Here is a 21,652-nt window from a genome sequence, read left to right as displayed (position 1 = left end):
TCTCCTGATCTTAAATATATGTGATATTTTCGGCATGTAACACTAATTTCCCATTGCCATTTCGGCTGGTTTGATAAGCGACAAAACCACTTACCTTAATGTGACTGCCTATAACGAGTTCTTGAGTTAACTCTTGCGACCTTTGCCCGCTAATGATTACCGGCATACGACAATAAACTTGTCTGGGGTAATCCGCTTCTAGCACTGTAGAACGATGCTCTAGCCAAAATCGGCAATGGGCGACGCCTGCAGGGCTGTGGCTTCGAATCGGTGCTTTCGCGACAGTGCCACTTAGCTCCATTCGATTGGTCATGCAATGAATTACTCAGCAGCTGCTTCTGGTTTAGCTTCTGTGCGTTCTGTACGCTCTGTACGCTCTTCACGACGAGGAGCACGCTCTGCACGCTCTTCTTTTTGCTTAAGCATAATAGATTGTTCAGTCACAGCGCCTTTAGTGCGCATGATCATGTTACGTAGAACTGCATCGTTGAAACGGAAAGCAGTTTCTAGCTCGTCAATCACTTCTTGACCAGCTTCAACGTTCATAAGAACGTAGTGAGCTTTGTGAAGCTTGTTGATTGGGTAAGCCATTTGACGACGACCCCAGTCTTCTAGACGGTGGATAGTACCGCCAGCTTCTGTGATAGAACCAGTGTAACGCTCGATCATGCCAGCAACTTGCTCGCTTTGATCAGGGTGAACCATGAATACGATTTCGTAATGACGCATTTGGTTGCTCCTTACGGATTATTAGCTTCCACGAATGGCTCGGTCGTCCAGAGGAAGCAAGGAACTAAAGAAAAATGACCGAGTTTTAAGGACGGCAAATAGTATAGAAAAACACCGCTAAGAGCAAGGGGAATTTAGAGTGTTAGAAGAGATATTTGTAAGACTCAAACTTTTATATCCAGCAGGCGCTAAGATCATACCCCAAAGGCACCGGAAAACGTTGCCGATGCCTTGATAGTTCAGTGTATTACGCGTGGTTTTAGCTGTCGGTACTTTCGAAGATTTTATCGGCCGAAGCGGCAACGAAACCCGAGTAGAGCTCACCATTTTTCATTGGATAGCGCTTGGCAAATTCATAGAAGCCTCCAGGAACAATCTCCGAACTTTCTACAAAAGTAACGGGGACTTTATCCGCCATAGTGGAAGATTGCTCTAACAACACATCTGGAGAGCCTTTCACTTCGCCGCCAAACTCATTGATGGTAAAGCCGGATTCTTTGAGGTGGCGGTTCACATCAATGACGTCTTCAAATTGATTTAACTGATTCACACTAACAGTAAAGTGGTTTGCACCATATCCATGAGCCGCTAACCAAGCCGCATATTCACTTTCCGCCGCCAGCGCTCGATAGTCGGTATGGTTGATATCCCACATTCTCCCACTATACAGAAATTCACTGCTTGCTAGCTGAGTAGTATCAACTTGCTCAAGCAATCTCGCGACAATGTCTTGCAGTTCAGGGGAGCATTTTTCTACTTCCAATTCACTGATAAACACTTTGGGTTGCTTAGGGTCTGGATGTTCAAAGTGTTTTGCTACCAACTTTTTGGATTCAAAAACATAGTCGCCAGCCGCTTTGTACCCGAGTTCTAAAAAGGGTTTGGCCAACGTCTCTATTCCTAATGGCGCTACACCAAACGTTCTTAGTGCAATGTGGTCATTGATGAGAGCTTCATCTTCCTGCAGTAAATCATGGACCTTTTGAGCAGAAGGACAAAGGCGGGTGATGTAATCGTTCCAAAGTGAAGCAAACAAAATATCCGGCGACATAACGCCTCCTTTTTAGAACTACCAAGACAGGTAGAGGTGACTGGAGCCTGTGACGGAGTTTTAGCTAACTGCCTATTATTTTTTTAACTTGAACAGTAAGGGGCTATAGAAATATAGCCCCTTGTTTATCTAATTTTACAGCTCAACACCCGGGCTTAGGGTGGCTGGTAACAAGGTTTCTTGCCCTTCCATTGAAGCCATTGGGTAAGCACAGTAATCTGCGGCATAGTAAGCGCTTGGTCTAAGGTTACCAGACGCACCTGGTCCGCCAAATGGTGCATCTCCGCTTGCTCCCGTCAGTTGGCGGTTGCGGTTTACAATGCCGGCACGGATGTGCTCAACGAAGTAATCCCAATCACTGTCCATCGTGGAAACCAATCCAGCAGACAAGCCAAAACGAGTATCGTTTGCCATCTCGACCGCAGACTCTAAGCCTTCGTAGCGAATCACCTGTAATAACGGTCCGAAGTACTCTTCATCTGGCAGGTCGGCGATTTGGGTCACGTCAATAATGCCTGGCGTAACAAACGCTTCGCCTTTTGATTCTGCTTCTATCAGGCTGACACCACCGAGACCTTGAAGGTGAGATTGAGCATTTAAAATCCCTTCAGCCGCTTGAATGGAGATTTGTGGCCCCATAAAAGGTGCAGGTTCCGCGAAAGGTTCGTCGACACGGATTTTTGCCGTTGCTGACACCAGCTTATCAACCAATTGATCGCCGCTTTCTCCTACAGGCACGTACAAACGACGTGCACAAGTACAACGTTGACCAGCACTAATGAATGCGGATTGAATGATGGTGTATACGGTGGCGTCAACATCACCAAAATGGTCTGCTATCACCATAGGGTTGTTGCCGCCCATTTCCAGTGCCAGCATTTTATCCGGTTGACCTGCAAATTGGCGATGCAGTACATGACCCGTATTCGCACTGCCAGTAAACAACACACCGTCGATTTGCTTGGAATTTGCTAATGCAATACCCGTTTCTTTCGCACCTTGCACTAGATTTATCACGCCATCAGGTAGCCCTGCTTGCTGCCAAAGCTTCATCGCAAACTCGCCCGTCCAAGGGGTTTGCTCCGATGGTTTGAACACTACGGTATTACCAGACAATAGTGCAGGCACAATATGTCCATTAGGCAAGTGACCAGGGAAGTTATAAGGGCCAAAGACCGCCATCACACCCAATGGGCGATGTCGAAGTACAATTTGGTTGCCTGCGGCTTCTCTTTGCGCTTCACCAGTACGATCGTGATAAGCACGAATGGAAATGGCAATTTTCCCTGCCATAGCACCCGCTTCTGTTCGGGTTTCCCAAATTGGCTTTCCGGTTTCTTTCGCGATGATGGTTGCGATTTCTTCGCTGTTTTCTTTAACCAACTCAGCAAATTTCAGCACGACGGTTTCGCGTTCGACAAAAGGCAATTTCTTCCACTGCAAGAAAGCAGCACGGGCAGCGCTTACTGCGGATTCAACCTGCTCTTCTGTTGCGCCTTTACCTTGCCAAATCGTTTCCCCATTGTAGGGGCTAGTTGACGCCAGCTCTTCACCTGAACCATCAACCCAAGATCCATTTATCCAGTGCGTGCTCATACTGCTTTTCCTTTTTTCATGTTCACGTTACTGTGCGAGCAAACGCACGTATTCGCCGTCTTTGACTTCCAATGCATTGGCAATGTCTTGTGTCAGTAAAACGGTGTCCGACGCTTTGTCGTATGCCGCTGTGCCTGCAACGGCTCTAAAATCTTCAAATGACGAATTACACATCAAATATTGTTGGGCACTAGAATGTTCTTGAACACTCACTTTGGCTCTGAAAGAGCGACGTACCGAGTCAATATTTCGCAAGTCACACTCGACCGATGGACCCGCATCAAAGATGTCGACATAACCACGACACGAGAACCCTTCTTGCTCCAATAAGCGAAGCGCTGGACGTGTGTTGTCATGTACTTTACCAATCACGGCTTGCGCTTCTGGCGACAGTAGATTGATGTAAATTGGTAGCTTAGGCATAAGATCGGCAATGAAGCCTTTCTTTCCTATCCCAGTGAGATAGTCCGCCATGGTGAATTCAATAGAGAAGAAGTGCTCTTGCAGCCATTGCCAAAATGGCGAATTACCTTCGTCATCGGAAACACCGCGCATTTCTGCAAAGACAGTTTCGGAGAATCGATGCGGGTGTTCCGCCATCATTAAGAAACGACACTTGGACATGAGCCGTCCATTGAGTCCTTTGCGGAATTGGGGGCGTAAAAACAGGGTACAAATCTCACTGCAACCCGTGTAGTTATTACCAAATGTCAGCAGCTTCACTACATTATTGACGCCAAGCTTGGGTGAGGAATGCACCACTTTACTGATGTGATAGGTATAAAACGGCACATCCCAGCCAATCGAAGCCTCGATGCCGGTTGTCCCAGCCACTTCCCCAGTTTCGCTGTCAAAACCAACCATCAAATACCCTTCATCTCCGGGATCTTTAACTTCAGGCTTATCAAAGCTGTAAACAGAGTGATCTATTCGATTGGTCAGTAATTCTTCGTTGACAGGAAGAGAAGTAAATCCATGTCCTGATTCGACGGCACACGTATGCAGTGCCTCATAATCTTGTTTTGTTATCGGACGAACTACAAGCATCACAACTCCCTCCAGATGCTATGGTAAGACCCTATTCGAAGTGAAAAGGTCGGGTGATAAACACCCGACCTTGACTCGAACCGAGCGACTTAACCTAAACTAAGCTTGCGATGGCTTTTTCTAGTCTCGCTAATCCTTCTTCGATTTCTTCTTTTGAAATCACTAAAGATGGTGTGAATCGAACGACGTTGGCACCAGCAACCAGAACCATCAGCCCTTCATTTCCTGCTGCTACAAGCACATCACGAGCGCGACCTTGCCACTCTTCGTTCAGCGCTGCACCAAGCAGTAAACCTTTACCACGAACTTCAGAGAAAATCGGGTACTTATTGTTAATTCTAGTCAAACCTTCACGGAATAGCGCTTCGCGCTCTTTTACGCCCGCTAAAACGTCTGGTTGGCTTACAACGTCAACCACTGCTTCCGCTACGGCACAAGCCAACGGGTTACCACCATAGGTTGAACCGTGCGTGCCGACTTTCATGTGCTTAGACAATTCTGTTGTTGTAAGCATCGCACCGACAGGGAAACCACCACCCAGTGATTTCGCCGTGCTAAGAATATCTGGCGTGATACCAAGACCTTGGTAAGCGTAAAAGTCACCCGTACGACCGTTGCCCGTCTGTACTTCATCGAGAATAAGCAATACGTTGTGCTTGTCACACAAGGTGCGAACCGCTTGCACAAATTCAGGGGTTGGCGAAATAATTCCACCTTCGCCCTGCAATGGCTCCATCATGATGGCGCAAGTACGCTCCGATGAAATGTGCGCTTCCAACGCTTCTACATCGTTGTAAGGCAAGTGAGTAACATCACCAGGTTTAGGACCGAATCCATCAGAATACGCCGCTTGACCACCCACTGTTACAGTGAAGAAGGTGCGGCCATGGAAGCCTTGTTTGAATGCGATGATTTCAGACTTTTCTTCACCATGCGTATCCACTGCCCAACGGCGCGCTAATTTCAGCGCGGCTTCGTTTGCTTCTGCACCTGAATTGGCAAAAAACACTTTTTCAGCAAAGCTGACTTCGGTCAGTTTTTTTGCTAGGCGAAGCGCAGGCTCGTTAGTCATCACATTACTGAGATGCCAAATTTTATTCGCTTGTTCTGTTAGTGCAGAAACCATCGCTGGATGACAATGCCCTAAGCAGCTCACAGCAATACCACCAGCAAAGTCGATATATTCTTTGTCGGCTTGGTCCCAAACTCGGGCACCCTCTCCTCGAACCGGAATGATTTCCATCGGGTTATAACAAGGTACCATTACGTCGTTAAACCAGCTGCGTTCTACTTTATTTTCCATTGTCATCACATACTCCATTTCGATCCCAATGTAATCAGCATTAGTAAGTTCAAATACCTAATGGCATTTTCTACTGCTCAAACATTGTATTTACATTAATTTAACTATTTCAATAGTGATTTGTTCTTTTTACTGAGCAAACAACACGCCACCCCAGCTCTCGCATGATTATTTATGCACGAGCAAACCGCTTTTATGAAGCAATTTATACTTATGGGTAAAATAAGCTGAGGTTAACCATATATAGATAGTAGGGTTACGCAAACAAGAGAATCGTATTGCGAATAGTTTTGCATAGACTGCGGATAGAAAAATAATTCAGAAAAATGTTAGGAAAAGTGACCCTAAGCAGGGTTTATCGTCGCAAAAAGTTCGCCAGTAACTCGTGACCTTGTTCCGTTTTGATGGATTCCGGGTGAAATTGAACGCCTTCAATCGGTAACGTCTTATGTTGAAAGCCCATAATTTCATCAAACTCCCCGTCCGATGACTGTGTCCATGCTGTCACTTCAAAGCAGTCGGGCAGGCTTTCGGTTTCAACCACAAGTGAGTGATAACGTGTCACTGTTAACGGCAAATTCAACTGCTTGAACAAACCAATATCGCTATGCTGAATTGGGGACGTTTTTCCATGCATGACTTTTTTGGCTCGAACAACATTGCCGCCAAAAACTTGAGCAATAGCTTGATGACCAAGACATACACCTAAAATAGGTAACTTTCCTGTAAAGTGCTCTATTGCACTCAAGGAAATTCCTGCTTCGTTCGGGGTACAAGGGCCAGGGGAGATAACCAAATGCGACGGCGCCATTAACTCGATTTCATCTAAAGTGATTTCATCATTACGCACGACTTTTACATCCGCGCCCAGTTCACAGAAGTACTGGTATAGGTTGTAGGTAAAAGAGTCGTAATTATCGATGATTAACAGCATAGGGAACGTCGTTTACATGGATGATTGGCTATGTAACTTAAGGGCGGTATTGTGCAGCAGAGGCGATGAAAGGCAAGTGAAAATTGTTCATAAGATGAAATTGTCAATATTCAAGCTGTAAAGCGACATTAACAGGTCGCGATTACCCCTTCCTTCCTAAGAATAAAAAAAGCCTCAGCAAACGCTGAGGCTTTGAAAGATTCAGGTAAGATTACTTACACGCGATCTCATCCCAGAAATGGTTAGAGGTCAGTGGCGTTTCCCACACACCTGGACCATTTTTGGCAATAAAGCATTTACCAGCGTGAGTCACCTTGTCGCCATCAGCAACCTGACTTACACCCGCTTCCCACTGAATGAAACCACCTGGGTTTGTAGGAGGAGTCGTTGGCGGTGTTGTTGTTCCGTCAGCAACTACCCATGGACCACCTAGTGCAGGATCGTCACCTTGTGACCAGTTCTTCGCTTGGTAAACCACACCTTTGCGAGCTGCTTTATCGTTTCGGTTGTAAACCTTAGTGGCTTCCCATCCCGCAACACCGTTAACTGGTGGCTCTACGCCCGTTCCTGGTTCAACCGGAATTGGCTTGTCTGTTACACGAACTTGAGGCCATGTCGCATGTGAACCGTAGAAGTTCGTTACACACTTCTCATAGTCACCCGGTACAAGTGCTGAGTACGCCGTTTGGAAACCAACTAGCTCACACTCAAATGAGAAACCGCCAGGGCGATCTGCATGGTATTTCCAGTTACCATCCCAGTTGGTGTAAAGCACATCAGTGGCACCATTTAGGTTCAGGCTTCCGTACGGAGTCTGCTGATAACACGTGTTTTTCTCATCAGCTTCGACAGGGATTTGGTAATGCGCAGCAAGACCTTCCCAGTAACGAATACGGTTTACAGGCTGACCTTTTGTCTTGTTCTGCTCACCACACTCAATACCACCATTAATAACGTTGATGGTTGTACCAAAGCCATAGCCGATACCTGCTGCTGCTTCACGCTGAGACGGAGCCCAAGTACGGTCAATAACATGCAACATTGCTGGTTTTGGTGCTTGAGGAGTAAGGAAGAACCAGATAGCAGAAGCTAGGTTCAACCATGAATCGGCAACTAGAGCTGGGTTTTTCAGTAATACTGTCGCATCACCGTCAAACATTACTTCAGAGAATGCGCCGTAGTTAAAGTGGTAAGAAAGCTGTTTAGCACCACGACCAAAGTATCCCTGACCCGCTTCACACGGCCAACGCGCGTTTTGCCAATCGTTTTGACCACAACCTGTTGTGTAGCCTTCTTGACCTTCAGCCCAGCCCATTTCACGTACGTGAACCAAAGCCTGCTGCCACTCTTCTAGCGCCAGAGGGTTGTCAGAAACATTGTCGATTGCAATGTGACCACCGGTTTCTTGAGCAAAGTGAGCAAACGCCGTTACGATGGATTTCTTACAAATCGCATCAGAATCACGACCATCTGTGTACTCGCCACAGAACGCAGGGAATTTACCAATCGCACGCAAGAAACGCGTGTAAGTGTATTCTGGAGCAGCCATACCCGTTAGGAAATCCCACTCGGCTTGAGGGAATACGCGCTCTACACGCTTAACGTTTTCTGGGTTGCTTGCTAGTCCCGGTAGGATAGCTTCAACTACCGTATTTGGACGCGTCTCCAATGCTTTAGACCAGATGTCATACATTGGATCGACAGTGATTGAGTTTTCAACCGCTTGAATATCTGCACGTGAAATGATGTAGCCAGTAGGATTTGTAGGGTCCGGTTGGATGTTCATTGCCGCGAATGCGTTTGCCGACAATAAACCGCCAATTAATACTGAAAGGTAACGTTTGGTTTTCATTCTTATTCCTCTCGCTCCATAAAAATGTAGGGAATCGACAGAATGATAAGTCACCTATTTAGTTAATCGCAGTGAAATGTATAAGTACAATTGATTATTCCGAGTCACTTCTACCATATGAAAACCGCACACCAACTTGCTACATTGGAATTGAGTAACTAATCAAGAAAATCACAGGTTTGGTAAACAACTTAACTTATATGGCTAGATCACAGTTTGAGCCACATGCAAAAGGCCTTAGTTTTTACATGTGACTCAGTTGGTCAAGTGCAGACAGATAATCTGCTTCTATATCGCCGAAACCGTGCTCTTTGATTCAGCTAAAGCTTTGGATAGTAAGTCGCAGATAGAATCGCGCATCGAAAGACACTGAGATTCATGATGTAGGAAGAAATGATCGCCAGGCAGGATTTTCTGGCTAAAATCAGCGCCAGCAACATCCTTCCAATTTTTGAGCGATGCAATGGGTACTTCCGGATCATCTGTTGAACCGAACACCTGCATTCCACATTTCATAGAACCAAGTGGAGGGAGTAACGAACCTCGCTCGCTAAGTTCAAAGTCCGCACGAATAATCGGTAAGACCATGTTCATAAATTCCCTGTTTTCCAACAATTCGGGTGGCGCGCCATTAAGCGAACGCACCTCTTCAATTAACGCTTCATCACTGAGATGTGCCCTCAACGGAGCTGGGTCTGCACACGTTGGAGCATGTCTCCCAGACGGGAAAAAACCAAGTAACGGGTGTTCGCTTTCTATGATGTGAGCAATGCGATAGCCCAAAGCTGCCCCAAGGCTATGCCCAAAAATAGCCCACGGTCGTTCAATGCGTTCAGCCAATTCATCGGCTAATTGTATGCTGAGTTCAGTTGGGCATGTCATCAATGAAGAGTTCAGACGCGAACCACGTCCTGGCAATTCAACAGGTCTGACTGAGATCCAGTCGGGAAACATAGCGTCCCACTTACTGAATACAGCGGAGCTGCCGCCGGCATAGGGTAAGCAAAACAAATCAATTTCCGGATTGGTTTTGACGTCCGGAAAGGGTAAACAGGTCATGGATTCACCTTTGTACTGTGCTCACTACGAGCAATTTCAATAGCACGCCAAACGGCGCTCAATGTTGGATTTTCAAATAGAGTTGCCAAGGGTAAGCTTATGTCGAACTTGAGTTTTATCTCTCTGATCAATTGAACCCCCAGCATGGATGTTCCGCCTTCTAGGAAGAAGTTCGCCTCAGTGTTGCAGGGCTTAGAACCTAAAATTTCTGCCCATAGGGCTGCGAGCGGAGCAAGATCCTCATCATCTAGAGTCGCGCTCTCGGTGCACGTTTCACTGCAGTTTGTCGCCGATGTCAGTGCTTGCTCAGCCAGTTTTCGTAATGCGGCTTGGTCGCGTTTTCCATTCACATTCAATGGCATCGCATCGATTCGGAACACATGGCTTGGCACCATATAAGCTGGTAGCTCACCACGTAAGGTATGGCGTATTTCCTCAGCATCAAAACCATCTCCCGTACACAGTGCCACCAGCACAGGTTGGTCACTATTGCTTTGAACCACCATTACTACAGCACTCTTGATTGGCGCTTGGGCAAGCAGATGAGATTCCACATCGCCAGCTTCTATCCGGTGCCCACGTAGCTTAAGTTGAAAATCCAGTCGACCAAGAAACTCTACCGAGCCATCATCACGCCATCTTCCAAGATCGCCAGTTGAATAGAGTCGTCGACCACTTTTATGCGTAATAAAACTGGATTCAGTGCGCAGAACATCATTGTAATAACCGTCAGCGAGCCCCAACCCTTCAATGTAGATTTGCCCCACAACCCAAGGTAAGCAAGGAGTACCATCCTTATCGAGCACATGTAACTGTTGACCTGCAAGACCATAACCATAGGGAATAGAACGCCAATCATCCCTGATTTCTGTAACAGAAAAATAGTTTGACCATATTGATGCCTCAGTCGCGCCACCGAGAGAGTAAAAGTGCGTTTTCGGCAGATAATTCAATACTTGCTTCGCAAGAGGCATTGGAATCCAGTCACCACTAAGCATGATAACTTTAAGGCTGGTTAACGCTTCCTGACTGAACTCTTTTCCTTGTAAGAACGCCATTTCGAGTAACGCGGGGACAGAGTTCCAAATGGTGACTCCATTTCGCTTACATTGCTCAAGTATGATCATCGGATCTGGAACTTCAGCATCGGGAGGAATGACGATAGATGCTCCTGTAATGAGCGTACCCCAAATATCGTACACACTGAGGTCAAAGTTCAGCGCAGACAGTGCCAATACCTTATCTTCCGAATAGATGGAAAAGCGGCGGTTAATCTCATATAGGGTGTTTAAAATCGCGCCATGAGAAGTGGCAACCCCCTTAGGCTGACCAGTCGATCCGGATGTGTAAATGACATAAGCCAATGCTTCTTTTGAGCTTATATTCGGCTTCTCAAGTTCAGGATGATCGAGCAAATCATCAACGTTCAAATCACCTGTGTGTTCTCCAATAATGAATTGAAGACCACTTTGATCAATGATCGCCTTCCGACGGGCACCAGGTAAGCGAATGTCCATCGGCAACCATGCACCTCCAGCGAGTACAATACCGATGACACTGATGATTTGTTGAGAACCTTTGGGCAAGGAAACCCCCACTAGGTCACCTTGCTTTACCCCCGATAAAACCAAGCCTTGAGCAACCGATAGGGCTTTTTCCGCCAGCTCTCGATAGGTCATTTCACGCCCTTGCGAATCAATCAGCGCGACAGCGTTACTCGATCGCTGAACCTGATTTAAAAACGCCTGCCCCAAGTTACTTTCTGCAGAAACCTCAGGTAGCTCGACTAAAGGTTTTAGATCGCTCTCCTTAAGAGCGGCTGGATTAACACTTAGCCAAGCTCGTTCGTTATTGAGCAGTTCCGACAGTGCCCATTCAAAACGTTCGAATAGCGCCTCTGGTAACCCTTTTTCAAATACGCCGTCTACGTAATCCCAGTAGTACAAAAGACCATCCTGATCTTCGACAACTTGGTGGTCCAGCCAAACTTGTGGCGTACGGAGTTCACTGGATATTGGACGGAACATCTCTTTTAATTTGTTCGGCATGCCTTCGGCGGCTTGTTGCGATATCCCACTCGTAAAAACAAAAGGCACCGCAGGCTGGTTTGGGTCGCGGGTTTGTTGTAATCGCCTTAGTAGAGAAACCCCAGACAATGACGCGTGCGGCAACCGCTCAGCAAACATGGCTTGAACGGCTTTCGCTTGTTCGATGAAATGCCCCTGACCGTCGCTGGTCATCAAAATCGTATTACTGTGGTTTCCGACGACCAATCCCATTTCTGCATGATCAAAGGGACGAAAGTTAGTCAGCATGTTGATAACGAAACGTTCGTCTTGGGACCACAATCGGAGCACAGAAGCATAGAGCGCGAACATGACAGCGTTCGGGGTCGTACCGTGCGCTTGTGCCTTTTTTTTGATTTGAGTCCAGTCCTCAAGCCCCAAACTGCCGCCCAACCGAACAAATTTCGATTGTTTAGGCATTTCTCCTCTCATTGGCAACTGTGGTGCTTCGGGCAAGGATTCCAACGCCTTAGACCAATATGACTCTGCCTCCGTTGTGTCTAGCGCGCGTAACGCCAGCACATAGTCTCGGTAACTAAGCTGAGGTTTCGTGAGTAAGGGTTGACCAGACAACGCAGACAATAAGTCGTGAAAGAGTCGCGCAAGCGAAGGGCCGTCCATAACGATCAATCGCACGGCAAATATTAATCTATCACCTTCTGGCAAATGTAAGAGTGCGGCGGCCATGGGTGGGCCATCTTGCAATGATGGCAAAACTTGCTCGGGAAAATTGTCTGCAAGCTCCACACACTTAGCCTCGGAATCTTCCTGACTCATCGACCTAAGTGAATGACATTGAAGATGGATTGGCAGCTCACCGACTGGCATGATCTGCTGAGTACCGTCGTCTTTAAAGCGTGTACGGAGAACTTCGTGCGCACTTTGCAACTGATGCAGCGCAGACTGAACACGCTCCTCCGACAGATCTTTAAACTCTACATGGTGGACGTAGCACGCAATTGCCGACTGGACATACCCGCCATGCTCTCCGACCCAATAAGCTTGTTGCAAATCCGTTAATGGAAATGGTTCATAGCGTTCCTGAGGATTTGAGGCTATTTGCGGTGCTTGCCTTCCAGAACTCAGCGCTGATATTAAGGCACTTTTATGCGCTTTCATCGCTTCAAGTAAATTGGCGTCCATAGCCCCTTTCGGGGCTTTAAAACGTAATTGACCTTTCTCAACCCAAAGTCGGATTTGACGCTTTTGAGCCTCTTCGCGCAGATCTTGAAGAGACTGCGCTTGTTTGGATAGTGTTTTGAGTGTATCCATCAAATCACCCCCTCTTCGAACGCTTCTTCTTCATTATCGAGCTCTACAGGTAAATCCCCCATCAACACCGCCTGATCGCATAATCGGGGCGTTTTGACGAGCGTCGCCAAGTCCAGATAAATGCCGTGTTTGTCTTGCAATAAACCGCTAAGACGAGTCAACAATAAGCTATCTCCCCCTAACATGAAGAAGTTGGCGTCCGCCGTTTCTACAGGGATGTTAAGAGTGTCAGACCAAGCACTTGCCAACAAATGCTCCTGCTCTGTCGTCAGTGCCAAACCACCTGATTCAAGTGATTCATTGTGACTTGATGATTGGATTTCCGTTGCGAGTTTTTGGCGATCAACCTTACCGTTAAGCGTAAGTGGCAGTTCCAACAAATGATGCCAATGCGCAGGCTGCATATGTGCAGGCAACTGGTTCTTTAACAAGCTTTGGATTGATTGAATATCCAACGAACAGTCACTGCCGCTGTTTTGCCCAAGCAACACGTGATAGTTCATCACTTCGGTGTCATGCCCCGCTTTAGGGAAGCACGTTGCTTTCGCAAAGCCAGCGCGATTCATGACTTGTTGCCAACTCGGTGCCGATATCATAGGTAAGCAAGTTTCCAGCCTTTCATCAGCGTAATGCGTCAAACCTTCAACAAACCCTAGACTTACCAACTGGAAACGGGGGTTATTTGTTCCTTCGACAAGTAAGAGTGCACCATCGGGCTTGAGCAAGGCACGTAGACGTCGGCTCGCGGCATTCAGATCTTCGGCATCGTGCAATACGTTGGCACCGATGACGAGGTCATATTCACCATACTGATACCCCTGCAAACTTGGCTCTTCATTGATGTTATACAAGCCATAATTGAGCTGAGGATATGCCTTAAAGACATCCGCGGCGTTATCCAAAAAGTAAGTGGATAAATCGGTAAAGTCATAGCTGAAATCGGAGCTAGGCATGTTGGCCAATATTTCGTGGGTCACGCTTCCGATACCTGCGCCAAACTCTAGAATACGCAACGGTCCTGAGCGATTGCTTAAAAAGCCTCCTGCGACTTTACCTGCAACACGGTTGAAATGTGTGGAAACGGGGTTTTCTCGGTACCAACTTTCAGCAAAATCGGTTTTACCGTCCTCAAACATTAATTCCAGCGGGTTGAAACTTCCATCGAGCAGGGCACCACTTCGTTCAATGCAGCGCGATATTAGCGACCAAATACGTTGAGTATGCTCAGGTCCCGTCTCTGTGTGAGCAACAATCTTAGCGAATTGGCGATCATATTCTTCCGCGTCCTTAATGCGGTGCGTTGCCTTGTACTCATCCTTTTCAAGGACAAGATAGCCATCCTCTGTCAGTACTCGAACCCAGCTTTCGAAAAGCTTTTGGTAATGAGGGGAAACCTTTAGTGCATCCACAAGTGTTACAAACGAGGCTGTATCCCCCTCCGTTTTGAAGAAGCCTACAGCTTGGATAGTACGTAGCATTACCCATGTAGCTAACTGTTCCATGTCAGAATAATATTCAGCGTAGTCGGCCAAATCAAAATTCTCTGGGAGGTGTTCGATCGCATTGTGTCCATCATCGGAAGCTGTATACCAATCTTCGTCAGTGACTGTACTTGTGACTTCGATTGATTTCACAAAGCCGTGTAGCTGACGTGTGGGCTCACCCGCGTAAACAACAACCGCTTCACTAACCTGTGGATGTTGTTCAATCGCGGCTTCAATTTCTCCCGGCTCGACTCGTAAGCCATTAATTTTTATTTGGTTGTCTATACGGCCAAGGATATCCAATTGACCATCCGGTCTTAACACGCCCATGTCACCGGTGTAGAACAGAGGTTCACCCGTTAGAGGATGTGGTCGATACTTTTCTGCTGTGCGTTCTGCATCTTTGAGATAACCCAATGAGCGAGCCATCCCTCCCATACAAATTTCGCCCACAACATTTGGTGGACACTCAATTCCAGCCGAGTTGAGCAACACACACGTCTGATTTGGCAGAGGGCGTCCATATGGAATACGCGACGAATCCTCTTCGATATTTTGAATTCGGTAATGAGTAGACACGATGGCCGTCTCTGTCGGTCCTCCGATAGAGTGAATGTCGACCTCCGGCCAAACTTTTTGGATTCGACGAACTAACTCTACGGGAATCCAATCTCCTCCCATCATGATATGACGAGGTGAAGGTGGGACCGCATCTTGTTGTTCAATGGCGTCAAGCAGCATGGTGATGAACGCTGGCACAGCATTTAAAATGCTTGGCTTGTGTTCATGCATGAGTGACAGCCAATGCATGGCATCGTAGGCTCTGTCCCTTTCTGGTAGAACAACGGCACCACCACTCCCAAACATCGCAAACAAGTCAAACACCGACATATCGTGGTGGAAAGCACACATCGATAAGGTACGGTCATCAGGACCAAGGTCCAGAATATTCGCCAGTTGCTGCAACGTATTTAGAGGGGCTTCATGGTCCAGCATGACCCCTTTAGGACCCCCTGTACTGCCCGATGTGTAGATAATGTACGACAGCTGATTACTTGTTTGGCGTGCTATCGGTTTCTCTGTTGATTCATCTGTCAGATTCAATCGCTGTACGTTGATCACAGAACAAGGCACCGACAACTCAATATCCGCCACAGTAAGAATCGCAAACGGTTCGAGATCAATCAGGATCTGCTCTAGACGCTGGTTATCAAAATCGGCGTTGATAGGCGTATAGCAGCCACCAGCCGTTTGAATCGCCAGTGCGGTAATCACGGCTTCAACACTTTTTGGCATGACGACCGCGACAGGTTCCGACGCCGATAGACCTATATGGATAAGGTGGTTGGCAAGTTGATTGACTCGGGCTTGCACTTCTTGGTAACTGAGCGATGAATCGTGGGTGAGTAATGCCGCTCTTTGAGCCATCTGCCCCGCACTTTTATGGAACGGTTCAGGCATGAGTGTTGGTAATTGAGTGTCGACCACTCGATTCAGCGAGCTAGAAATGGCTTTCGCCTGATCACTACGCAAATCAGGGAATTGTGCTGTCCAGAACTCTTCCTCTTTTGCTAGCTTGTCCAATATTGAAGTGTACGTTTCGAAGAGCCCTTCAATCATTGACTTTTCAAAGAACTCATCGGCAATGAACCACTGTGTGAACAATGCGCCATTGGATTCCCTCGCCTGATAGTCTAACCACACTTGAGGCGTCTGGTTAACCTCGAAGATTTGATGGCGCTGCAATTCCCACCCAGGTTGAGATGGGTCATTAAAGTCCATGCCGATCATCGACGTAAATACAACGGGCATTTGAATCGCATCGGCACCTTCACCCATATGACGTCCCAAATCTCGCATCACGCGGATACCGTTGTAGTCGCGATGCTCAAGCGCTTTCCATAGCGATTCTTGCGTGCGTTTGGCGGCATCAATAAACGTTTCGGTGGCATCGACAGAAACGGGGAGCAACATCAACGAAGTGAAATCACCACATATATCCATGACTTGAGGATGCACATTTTTTCGGTTGAAGTACGTAATATTGAGGGTGAATTCAGAGCTTTTGGCGTAAGACGCGATGGCATACGTATACGCAGCCAACATCGCTCCGCTTGGTGTTATCCCGAAATCACGCGCTCTTTGCTTGAAGACTTCCCAAGTATCACGTTCAAGTACGTGATCCAGTGTCCTAAACGACATCTGCTCGGAAGTGGATTCCTCACGAATCATTGGCAATTCTGGCGCAGGTGGAATGTCGTTCAGTTTATTTTGCCAATACTCTTTGGCGCTTAACCAGCGAGGTTCAGCTTCGCGCGCCTTCTCTACCATGATGTAATCGCGGAAACTCAAGGTTAGCGGTTGGAATTCAGTATCTGGATTTAGCAAGAGCGTATCTAATTCACCAAAAATCACACGTAAACTTTGGATATCGAACACCAATAGGTCCATATCCAAATGAACACGGATACCTCCATCCCATTTTGAAACACTCAGCTCAAACAGAGGCCATGTCTGTGGATTAAAGACCTGATAACTCATGCGTTGGCGCGTATTTGCCAAGTGGCTTTCTCGCTCCTCAACTGAAGCGTTACTCAAGTCTGTAACTCCAACTTGGTAGTGCGTTTGGTCGCTGTGCGGCAATATTCGTTGAAGACCATCTCCAGTGATCACACAACGCATCATGTCATGTCGAGCGATCAGTCGATTCCAAGCGGTCTCTAACTTGTCTATATCCAACTCATCGAACTGAAGTTCCAGATATTCATGACAAGACACGCTGCCTAAGTTCAGATCATTACGACGCCCTAACCAAAAAGCTTGCTGCAAATCGGTTAAAGGGAAGGGTTCGTATGCTGCGGCAGGATCCGCAACAATGGTACTCTCTGCCCCGCTGGTGGTGCTTTGAGAGAATTCAATATCGTCTTTTTTAAGTTGTGACGCGATGTATTGGCTTAGTGCCGTTATCGTACCGTGCTCGTAGCCAGCAGTCGGTGGCAGATCCATACTGAAGGTTTTGTTGATCACCTGAACAATGTCTAAAAAGATCAGTGAGTCCACACCTTGGCCAGTCAGCGAGCCATCGGGATCCAGTTGATCGGAACTGTATTGAAGCCGCTGACAAATCAATTGATGCAAAAATTCAGCAACCGTTTTTTTGGCTTCTTCAGTACTGAGATTGTCTAGGCTGATCAGGTTATTCCCATCCGTTGCCGCGGGTGCCGCTGCATCGGTTGATTCAATGGTAAAGATATCTTTGAGATATACAGATGTCGCCGGAAGTTTACTGACGACTTGCCCTAATACGTTGGCATCATAAAGAATAGGAGTAAGCCCCGACTCATTGTTCTGAATCAGTTGCTCCATCACGGAAAACGTCTGTTCTTTTGAGAGTGCTACCATGCCCGTGTCATTAACACTGGCAACATATTGGGCGTCTCTTGATAGCTGTAGCTGACTCCATGAGACTGTGAGAGCAGGCACACCATGTTGGCGCAAATACGCTGCGTATGAATCCTGCCAAGCATTTGCCGTCGCGTAACCGCTGGTACCCGAAATAGCCATCATGCTGCTTAATGACGTAAACATACAAAACAGTTCAAGAGGTTGATTCTCAAACACGCGGTGTAGGTTCATACTGCCGATAAGTTTGACAGGCAAAGAGCCCTCGAACGCACTGCCGTCGTCCAGAGGGTGCAATTTATGCGTCCCCGCATGCGCGGTATGGAACACACGATCTACAGTCACGTCCAATGTGTCGAACGCGGCGCTCAAGGCGTGCTCTTCCACAAGACTGGCTTGCAGTACATGCACCGTCACTTCTTGGCTTTTCAGGGATTGAATTAAGGCTTTCTGTTGTTCGTTTAAAGCCTGTCGCACAATAATAACGAGCTTATCGCAGCCTTTCTCAACCAACCATTCCGCAAGCCCAAGCCCCACGGCGCCCAAACCGGCTATCACCGTAAAGTGTTCACTGCGCCACTCCATAGTTTGTTGAGGTGTTCCCACCTCTTTGCTGACAACATCTAAAGTGTAGAGCTGATTATTTTTCAAGCTCAAGATAGGGCTAGGTTCATCAAGGTTCGACAGTATGGACACCAATGTGCTATCCACTGTGCAATCATGAATATCCAAACAATGGAGAGCGAGCTGAGGCTTTTCGTTAGCTAAACTGCGATTTAAGTTTTGGAAAGGCCAAAGCAAGTTATCACTATGTGGGCTATTACCAGCACTTACTTTTTGAGCGGAACTTGATAGCAAGGTGATGATGCGGCACTTAGGATGCTGTTCAATGTATTGCCCTAGCTGAACGAGCTGTTCTCTTGCAGCCGTCAGCGTTTGTACTGATGCCTCTAACGCCCAGTCCAAAGTTAAAGATCGGGTATCCACTATCCGATCACACTCTTGCACGCTCTGAACGGTGTCGTAAATGTCACATTGATGGCCTAAAGCACTTATCTCAACGTTTAAGCTGTCAGCCCATTTGTTGTTTCCGATGATCGCCCAACGAAGTTTAAGCTCATCATCAAATTCAGATTTTGGTGCGACATCGTTAGTAATGGGCTGCCATTGCCATCCCCAGAACTCCATGCTTTGGACTGGCTCTTTTTCTTGTATCCCATAGCCACTGTGCTGCCTTGCCGCAGGATAATGGATCGGAGTGGATGCCCAACAATGCGTGTCCGAAAAGACCAACGGCGGCATTTCAGAGAACGGGACAGCTGCATTTTCGTAGTATGCTTCTAAAGGTTGCTCGTAACCCAAACTGAACAACTGCGCGACCAATTCGTGGCTATGCTCATAACCCACTTTGCCAACGACACACTCACTGTCAAAAACGTCAGAGTGTTTGAGTAGCGATAAGAAGCTGCCATCTGGACTTATCTCAACCACAAGATCAGGCTCTTCCTTGGCAATGGATTCTAATGCTGGATGAAAGAGTACTGGACTGCGCAATTGCTGAAACCAATAATCGAGCGTAAGGTCGCCGAACTGGACTTCTCCTCCAGTCAGTGTGGAGTACATACAGACGTCACTCTCTTCTTCTGCAGTCGCTTCTTGCTGCAACGTAAATTGGAGAAAGTCGTCACGAATCGCTTCCATGGTGGAAGAATGGAATGCTCGATGCACGTCCAGTTCTTTGTAAGCAATCTGCGATGCATCCAAACTTTCAATAAGACGTGAAACATCGCTATCACGGCCGCTGAGAGTGAAACGGTCAGCGCTGTTGATAGAGGCAATAGAAATGGCTTCATGTGCACTTAACACATCTTGCAACTGCGCTTCAGGCAACTTTATCGCTAACATTCGACCTTCATCGGTTTGCTCTTGCATCAATCGCGCTCGGTGCGCCACCAATCGAACAACAGACTCGACGGAAAAGTGTTCAGCCATGACACAAGCCGCAAACTCACCAATAGAATGCCCTGCAACAAAGTCCGGCTCTACCTCCCAATCAATCAGCAGTAAACCCATCGCATACTGCCAAGCGAATAAAGCGGGTTGTGTATACAGTGTTTGATTGAGCTTTTCAGCGAGGCGGTCATCGAACATAACCTCTTTTAGGTTGGCAATACCTGCGTCGCTAAACAAGCGGTCGCAATCATCAATCGCATCTCTGAATACGGCATACTTTTCATAAAATGCCTTTCCCATTCCCGGTTTTTGGCTGCCCTGCCCCGAGAAAACCCATGCGACTGTAGGATTCGTTTTAACCGTTTGGACAGTGGCATTCTTCAGAGCTTTACGAAAATCTTTTTTGCTTTTTCCGTAAAGTGCAACTCTAGAGGGGTAATGGGTTCGCTTTAATGCAGCAGTCTTACATTGAGATGAAAGTTGATCGTTTTCAAGGCTAGAAACAAATTGGTTTGCCTGTTCAAGCACATTGCTTTCTTTATGGTTGCTGACCGCCAGTATTTCAAATTCATCCGAGCTTGTGTCACTCGCCACAGGTTCTTGCTTTGGTGGCTGTTCTACGATCATATGGCAGTTGGTTCCCCCAATACCAAAAGAACTTACCGCTGCAATTCGAGACTGAAAACGGTTAGGCCAAACACTGCAGTCATGCGCTAAATAGAATGGGGTTGTATCAAACTGAATACGTGGATTTTCCGGTCTGCAATGTAGGCTTGGCAGTATCAAACCGTCTCTTACTGACAAGATCGATTTGATCAGACTGGCGACCCCAGCAGCGGTATCGAGATGACCTACGTTACCTTTTACTGAGCCAATGGCGCAGTTTTGGTTGGGCACATCGAACGTGCTGTAAACTTCTGAAATGGCTTGGACTTCAATCGGATCACCAAGGGGAGTCCCTGTACCGTGCGCCTCCAGTAGGCCGATATCTTTTGGATCGACGCCACTTTTTTTCAAAGCCATTTCTATGGCTTTTTTCTGTCCAGTCTTACCGGGTGCGGTATACCCCAGCTTGGCTTTTCCATCATTGGAAATCGCAGAGCCCTTTAACACCGCGTGAATTTTATCGCCGTCTTTGATTGCATCATCCAAACGTTTGAGCGCGACAATACCTAAGCCATTCCCAGCGACGATGCCTGTGCCCTCTTCGCTGAAAGGACGGCATTTCCCATCATTCGAAAATATCATGCCTTCCGACGCTCGGTATCCAACCCCTTGCGGGAACGAAATAGCTACCCCACCTGCAAAGGCACTATCACATTCACCACTGCGCAAAGACTGACAGGCTTGATGCACCGCGACCAGTGAAGTCGAGCAAGCCGATTGCACTGTCAGCGCTGGACCGTTTAAGTTAAGAAAATACGACGCTCTTGTGGCAAGGTAATCTTTGTCGTTACCCATCAATTGTTGAAAGGATTCAGACTCGGTTATTTGCTCAGGACGTATTGGTGAAAGAAAGGCTTGATACGTACTCTGACGACACCCCGCAAAAATACCAATGTTATCTTCATCTCGCGTCAGGTTAGATACGTCTAACAACTTGCGGCATTCCGCTAAAAATAACCGGTGCTGAGGGTCCATCAATGAAGCTTCTTTAGGCGAAAGAGAAAAGAAGCCGTAATCAAAGTTCGCGACATTCTCAATGAGCGTGCCAGCATTAATAAAATCATCATCTTCGAGCAGTGAAGGATCTATCCCTTCACGCTCTATTTCTTCAGGTGTTAACGGATGAATAGAATCGTGACCAAAAAGAAGGTTTTCTCTGAATGCTTTAACGCTGGGGGCATCAGGGAAACGACAAGTCATTCCAATCACAGCAATGGGCATATCGGGCTTCATTTTAA

The 21,652-nt window shown here is 47.1% G+C and carries 11 protein-coding genes; all 11 read right to left on the bottom strand.

All coding sequences use genetic code 11. The features are described from left to right. Positions 1-10: 10 nt before the first annotated feature. A complete protein-coding gene (gene priB, locus CW749_RS20195) occupies positions 11-313 on the bottom strand; it encodes a primosomal replication protein N (protein WP_101114160.1) in 303 nt (100 codons plus the stop codon). Positions 314-321: 8 nt separating this feature from the next. Beyond that, entirely contained in the window at positions 322-729 is a 408-nt protein-coding gene (gene rpsF, locus CW749_RS20190; RefSeq protein ID WP_101114158.1) for a 30S ribosomal protein S6, read from the bottom strand. A 259-nt stretch (positions 730-988) separates the two neighbouring features. Beyond that, positions 989-1,780: a DUF1338 domain-containing protein gene (locus CW749_RS20185; protein ID WP_101114157.1), complete on the bottom strand. Its 792-nt coding sequence runs from the start codon at positions 1,778-1,780 to the stop codon at positions 989-991. Positions 1,781-1,915: 135 nt separating this feature from the next. Then, a complete protein-coding gene (gene astD / locus CW749_RS20180; RefSeq protein ID WP_101114155.1) occupies positions 1,916-3,376 on the bottom strand; it encodes a succinylglutamate-semialdehyde dehydrogenase in 1,461 nt (486 codons plus the stop codon). A 27-nt stretch (positions 3,377-3,403) separates the two neighbouring features. After that, positions 3,404-4,423 (bottom strand): arginine N-succinyltransferase, encoded by a 1,020-nt coding sequence (astA, locus tag CW749_RS20175; RefSeq protein ID WP_101114153.1) that lies wholly within the window; start codon positions 4,421-4,423, stop codon positions 3,404-3,406. Positions 4,424-4,517: 94 nt separating this feature from the next. Next, on the bottom strand, positions 4,518-5,732 hold the full coding sequence (locus tag CW749_RS20170) for an aspartate aminotransferase family protein (RefSeq protein ID WP_101114151.1): 1,215 nt from the start codon (positions 5,730-5,732) through the stop codon (positions 4,518-4,520). A gap of 349 nt (positions 5,733-6,081) precedes the next feature. After that, complete coding sequence (locus tag CW749_RS20165; RefSeq protein WP_101114150.1) at positions 6,082-6,660, bottom strand: aminodeoxychorismate/anthranilate synthase component II; 579 nt, start codon at positions 6,658-6,660, stop codon at positions 6,082-6,084. Positions 6,661-6,871: 211 nt separating this feature from the next. Next, positions 6,872-8,512 carry a chitinase gene (locus tag CW749_RS20160; RefSeq protein ID WP_101114148.1) on the bottom strand — a complete coding sequence of 547 codons (1,641 nt, stop codon included), beginning with the start codon at positions 8,510-8,512 and terminating at the stop codon, positions 6,872-6,874. A 288-nt stretch (positions 8,513-8,800) separates the two neighbouring features. Beyond that, positions 8,801-9,571, bottom strand: a complete 771-nt coding sequence (locus CW749_RS20155) for an alpha/beta fold hydrolase (protein ID WP_101114146.1) — start codon at positions 9,569-9,571, stop codon at positions 8,801-8,803. Beyond that, the gene (locus CW749_RS20150; RefSeq protein WP_101114144.1) at positions 9,568-12,909 is read right to left on the bottom strand and encodes a non-ribosomal peptide synthetase; all 3,342 of its coding nucleotides are present in this window, start codon (positions 12,907-12,909) and stop codon (positions 9,568-9,570) included. Before CW749_RS20150 ends, CW749_RS20155 begins: the two co-directional genes overlap by 4 nt. Then, positions 12,909-21,647 (bottom strand): hybrid non-ribosomal peptide synthetase/type I polyketide synthase, encoded by an 8,739-nt coding sequence (locus CW749_RS20145; protein ID WP_101114142.1) that lies wholly within the window; start codon positions 21,645-21,647, stop codon positions 12,909-12,911. The genes CW749_RS20150 and CW749_RS20145 overlap by 1 nt, the downstream gene beginning before the upstream one ends. Positions 21,648-21,652 lie beyond the last annotated feature (5 nt).

It is taken from the genome of Vibrio sp. vnigr-6D03, assembly GCF_002835515.1.
GTDB lineage: Bacteria > Pseudomonadota > Gammaproteobacteria > Enterobacterales > Vibrionaceae > Vibrio > Vibrio penaeicida.
This window is presented reverse-complemented; position numbering and strand designations above follow the sequence as displayed.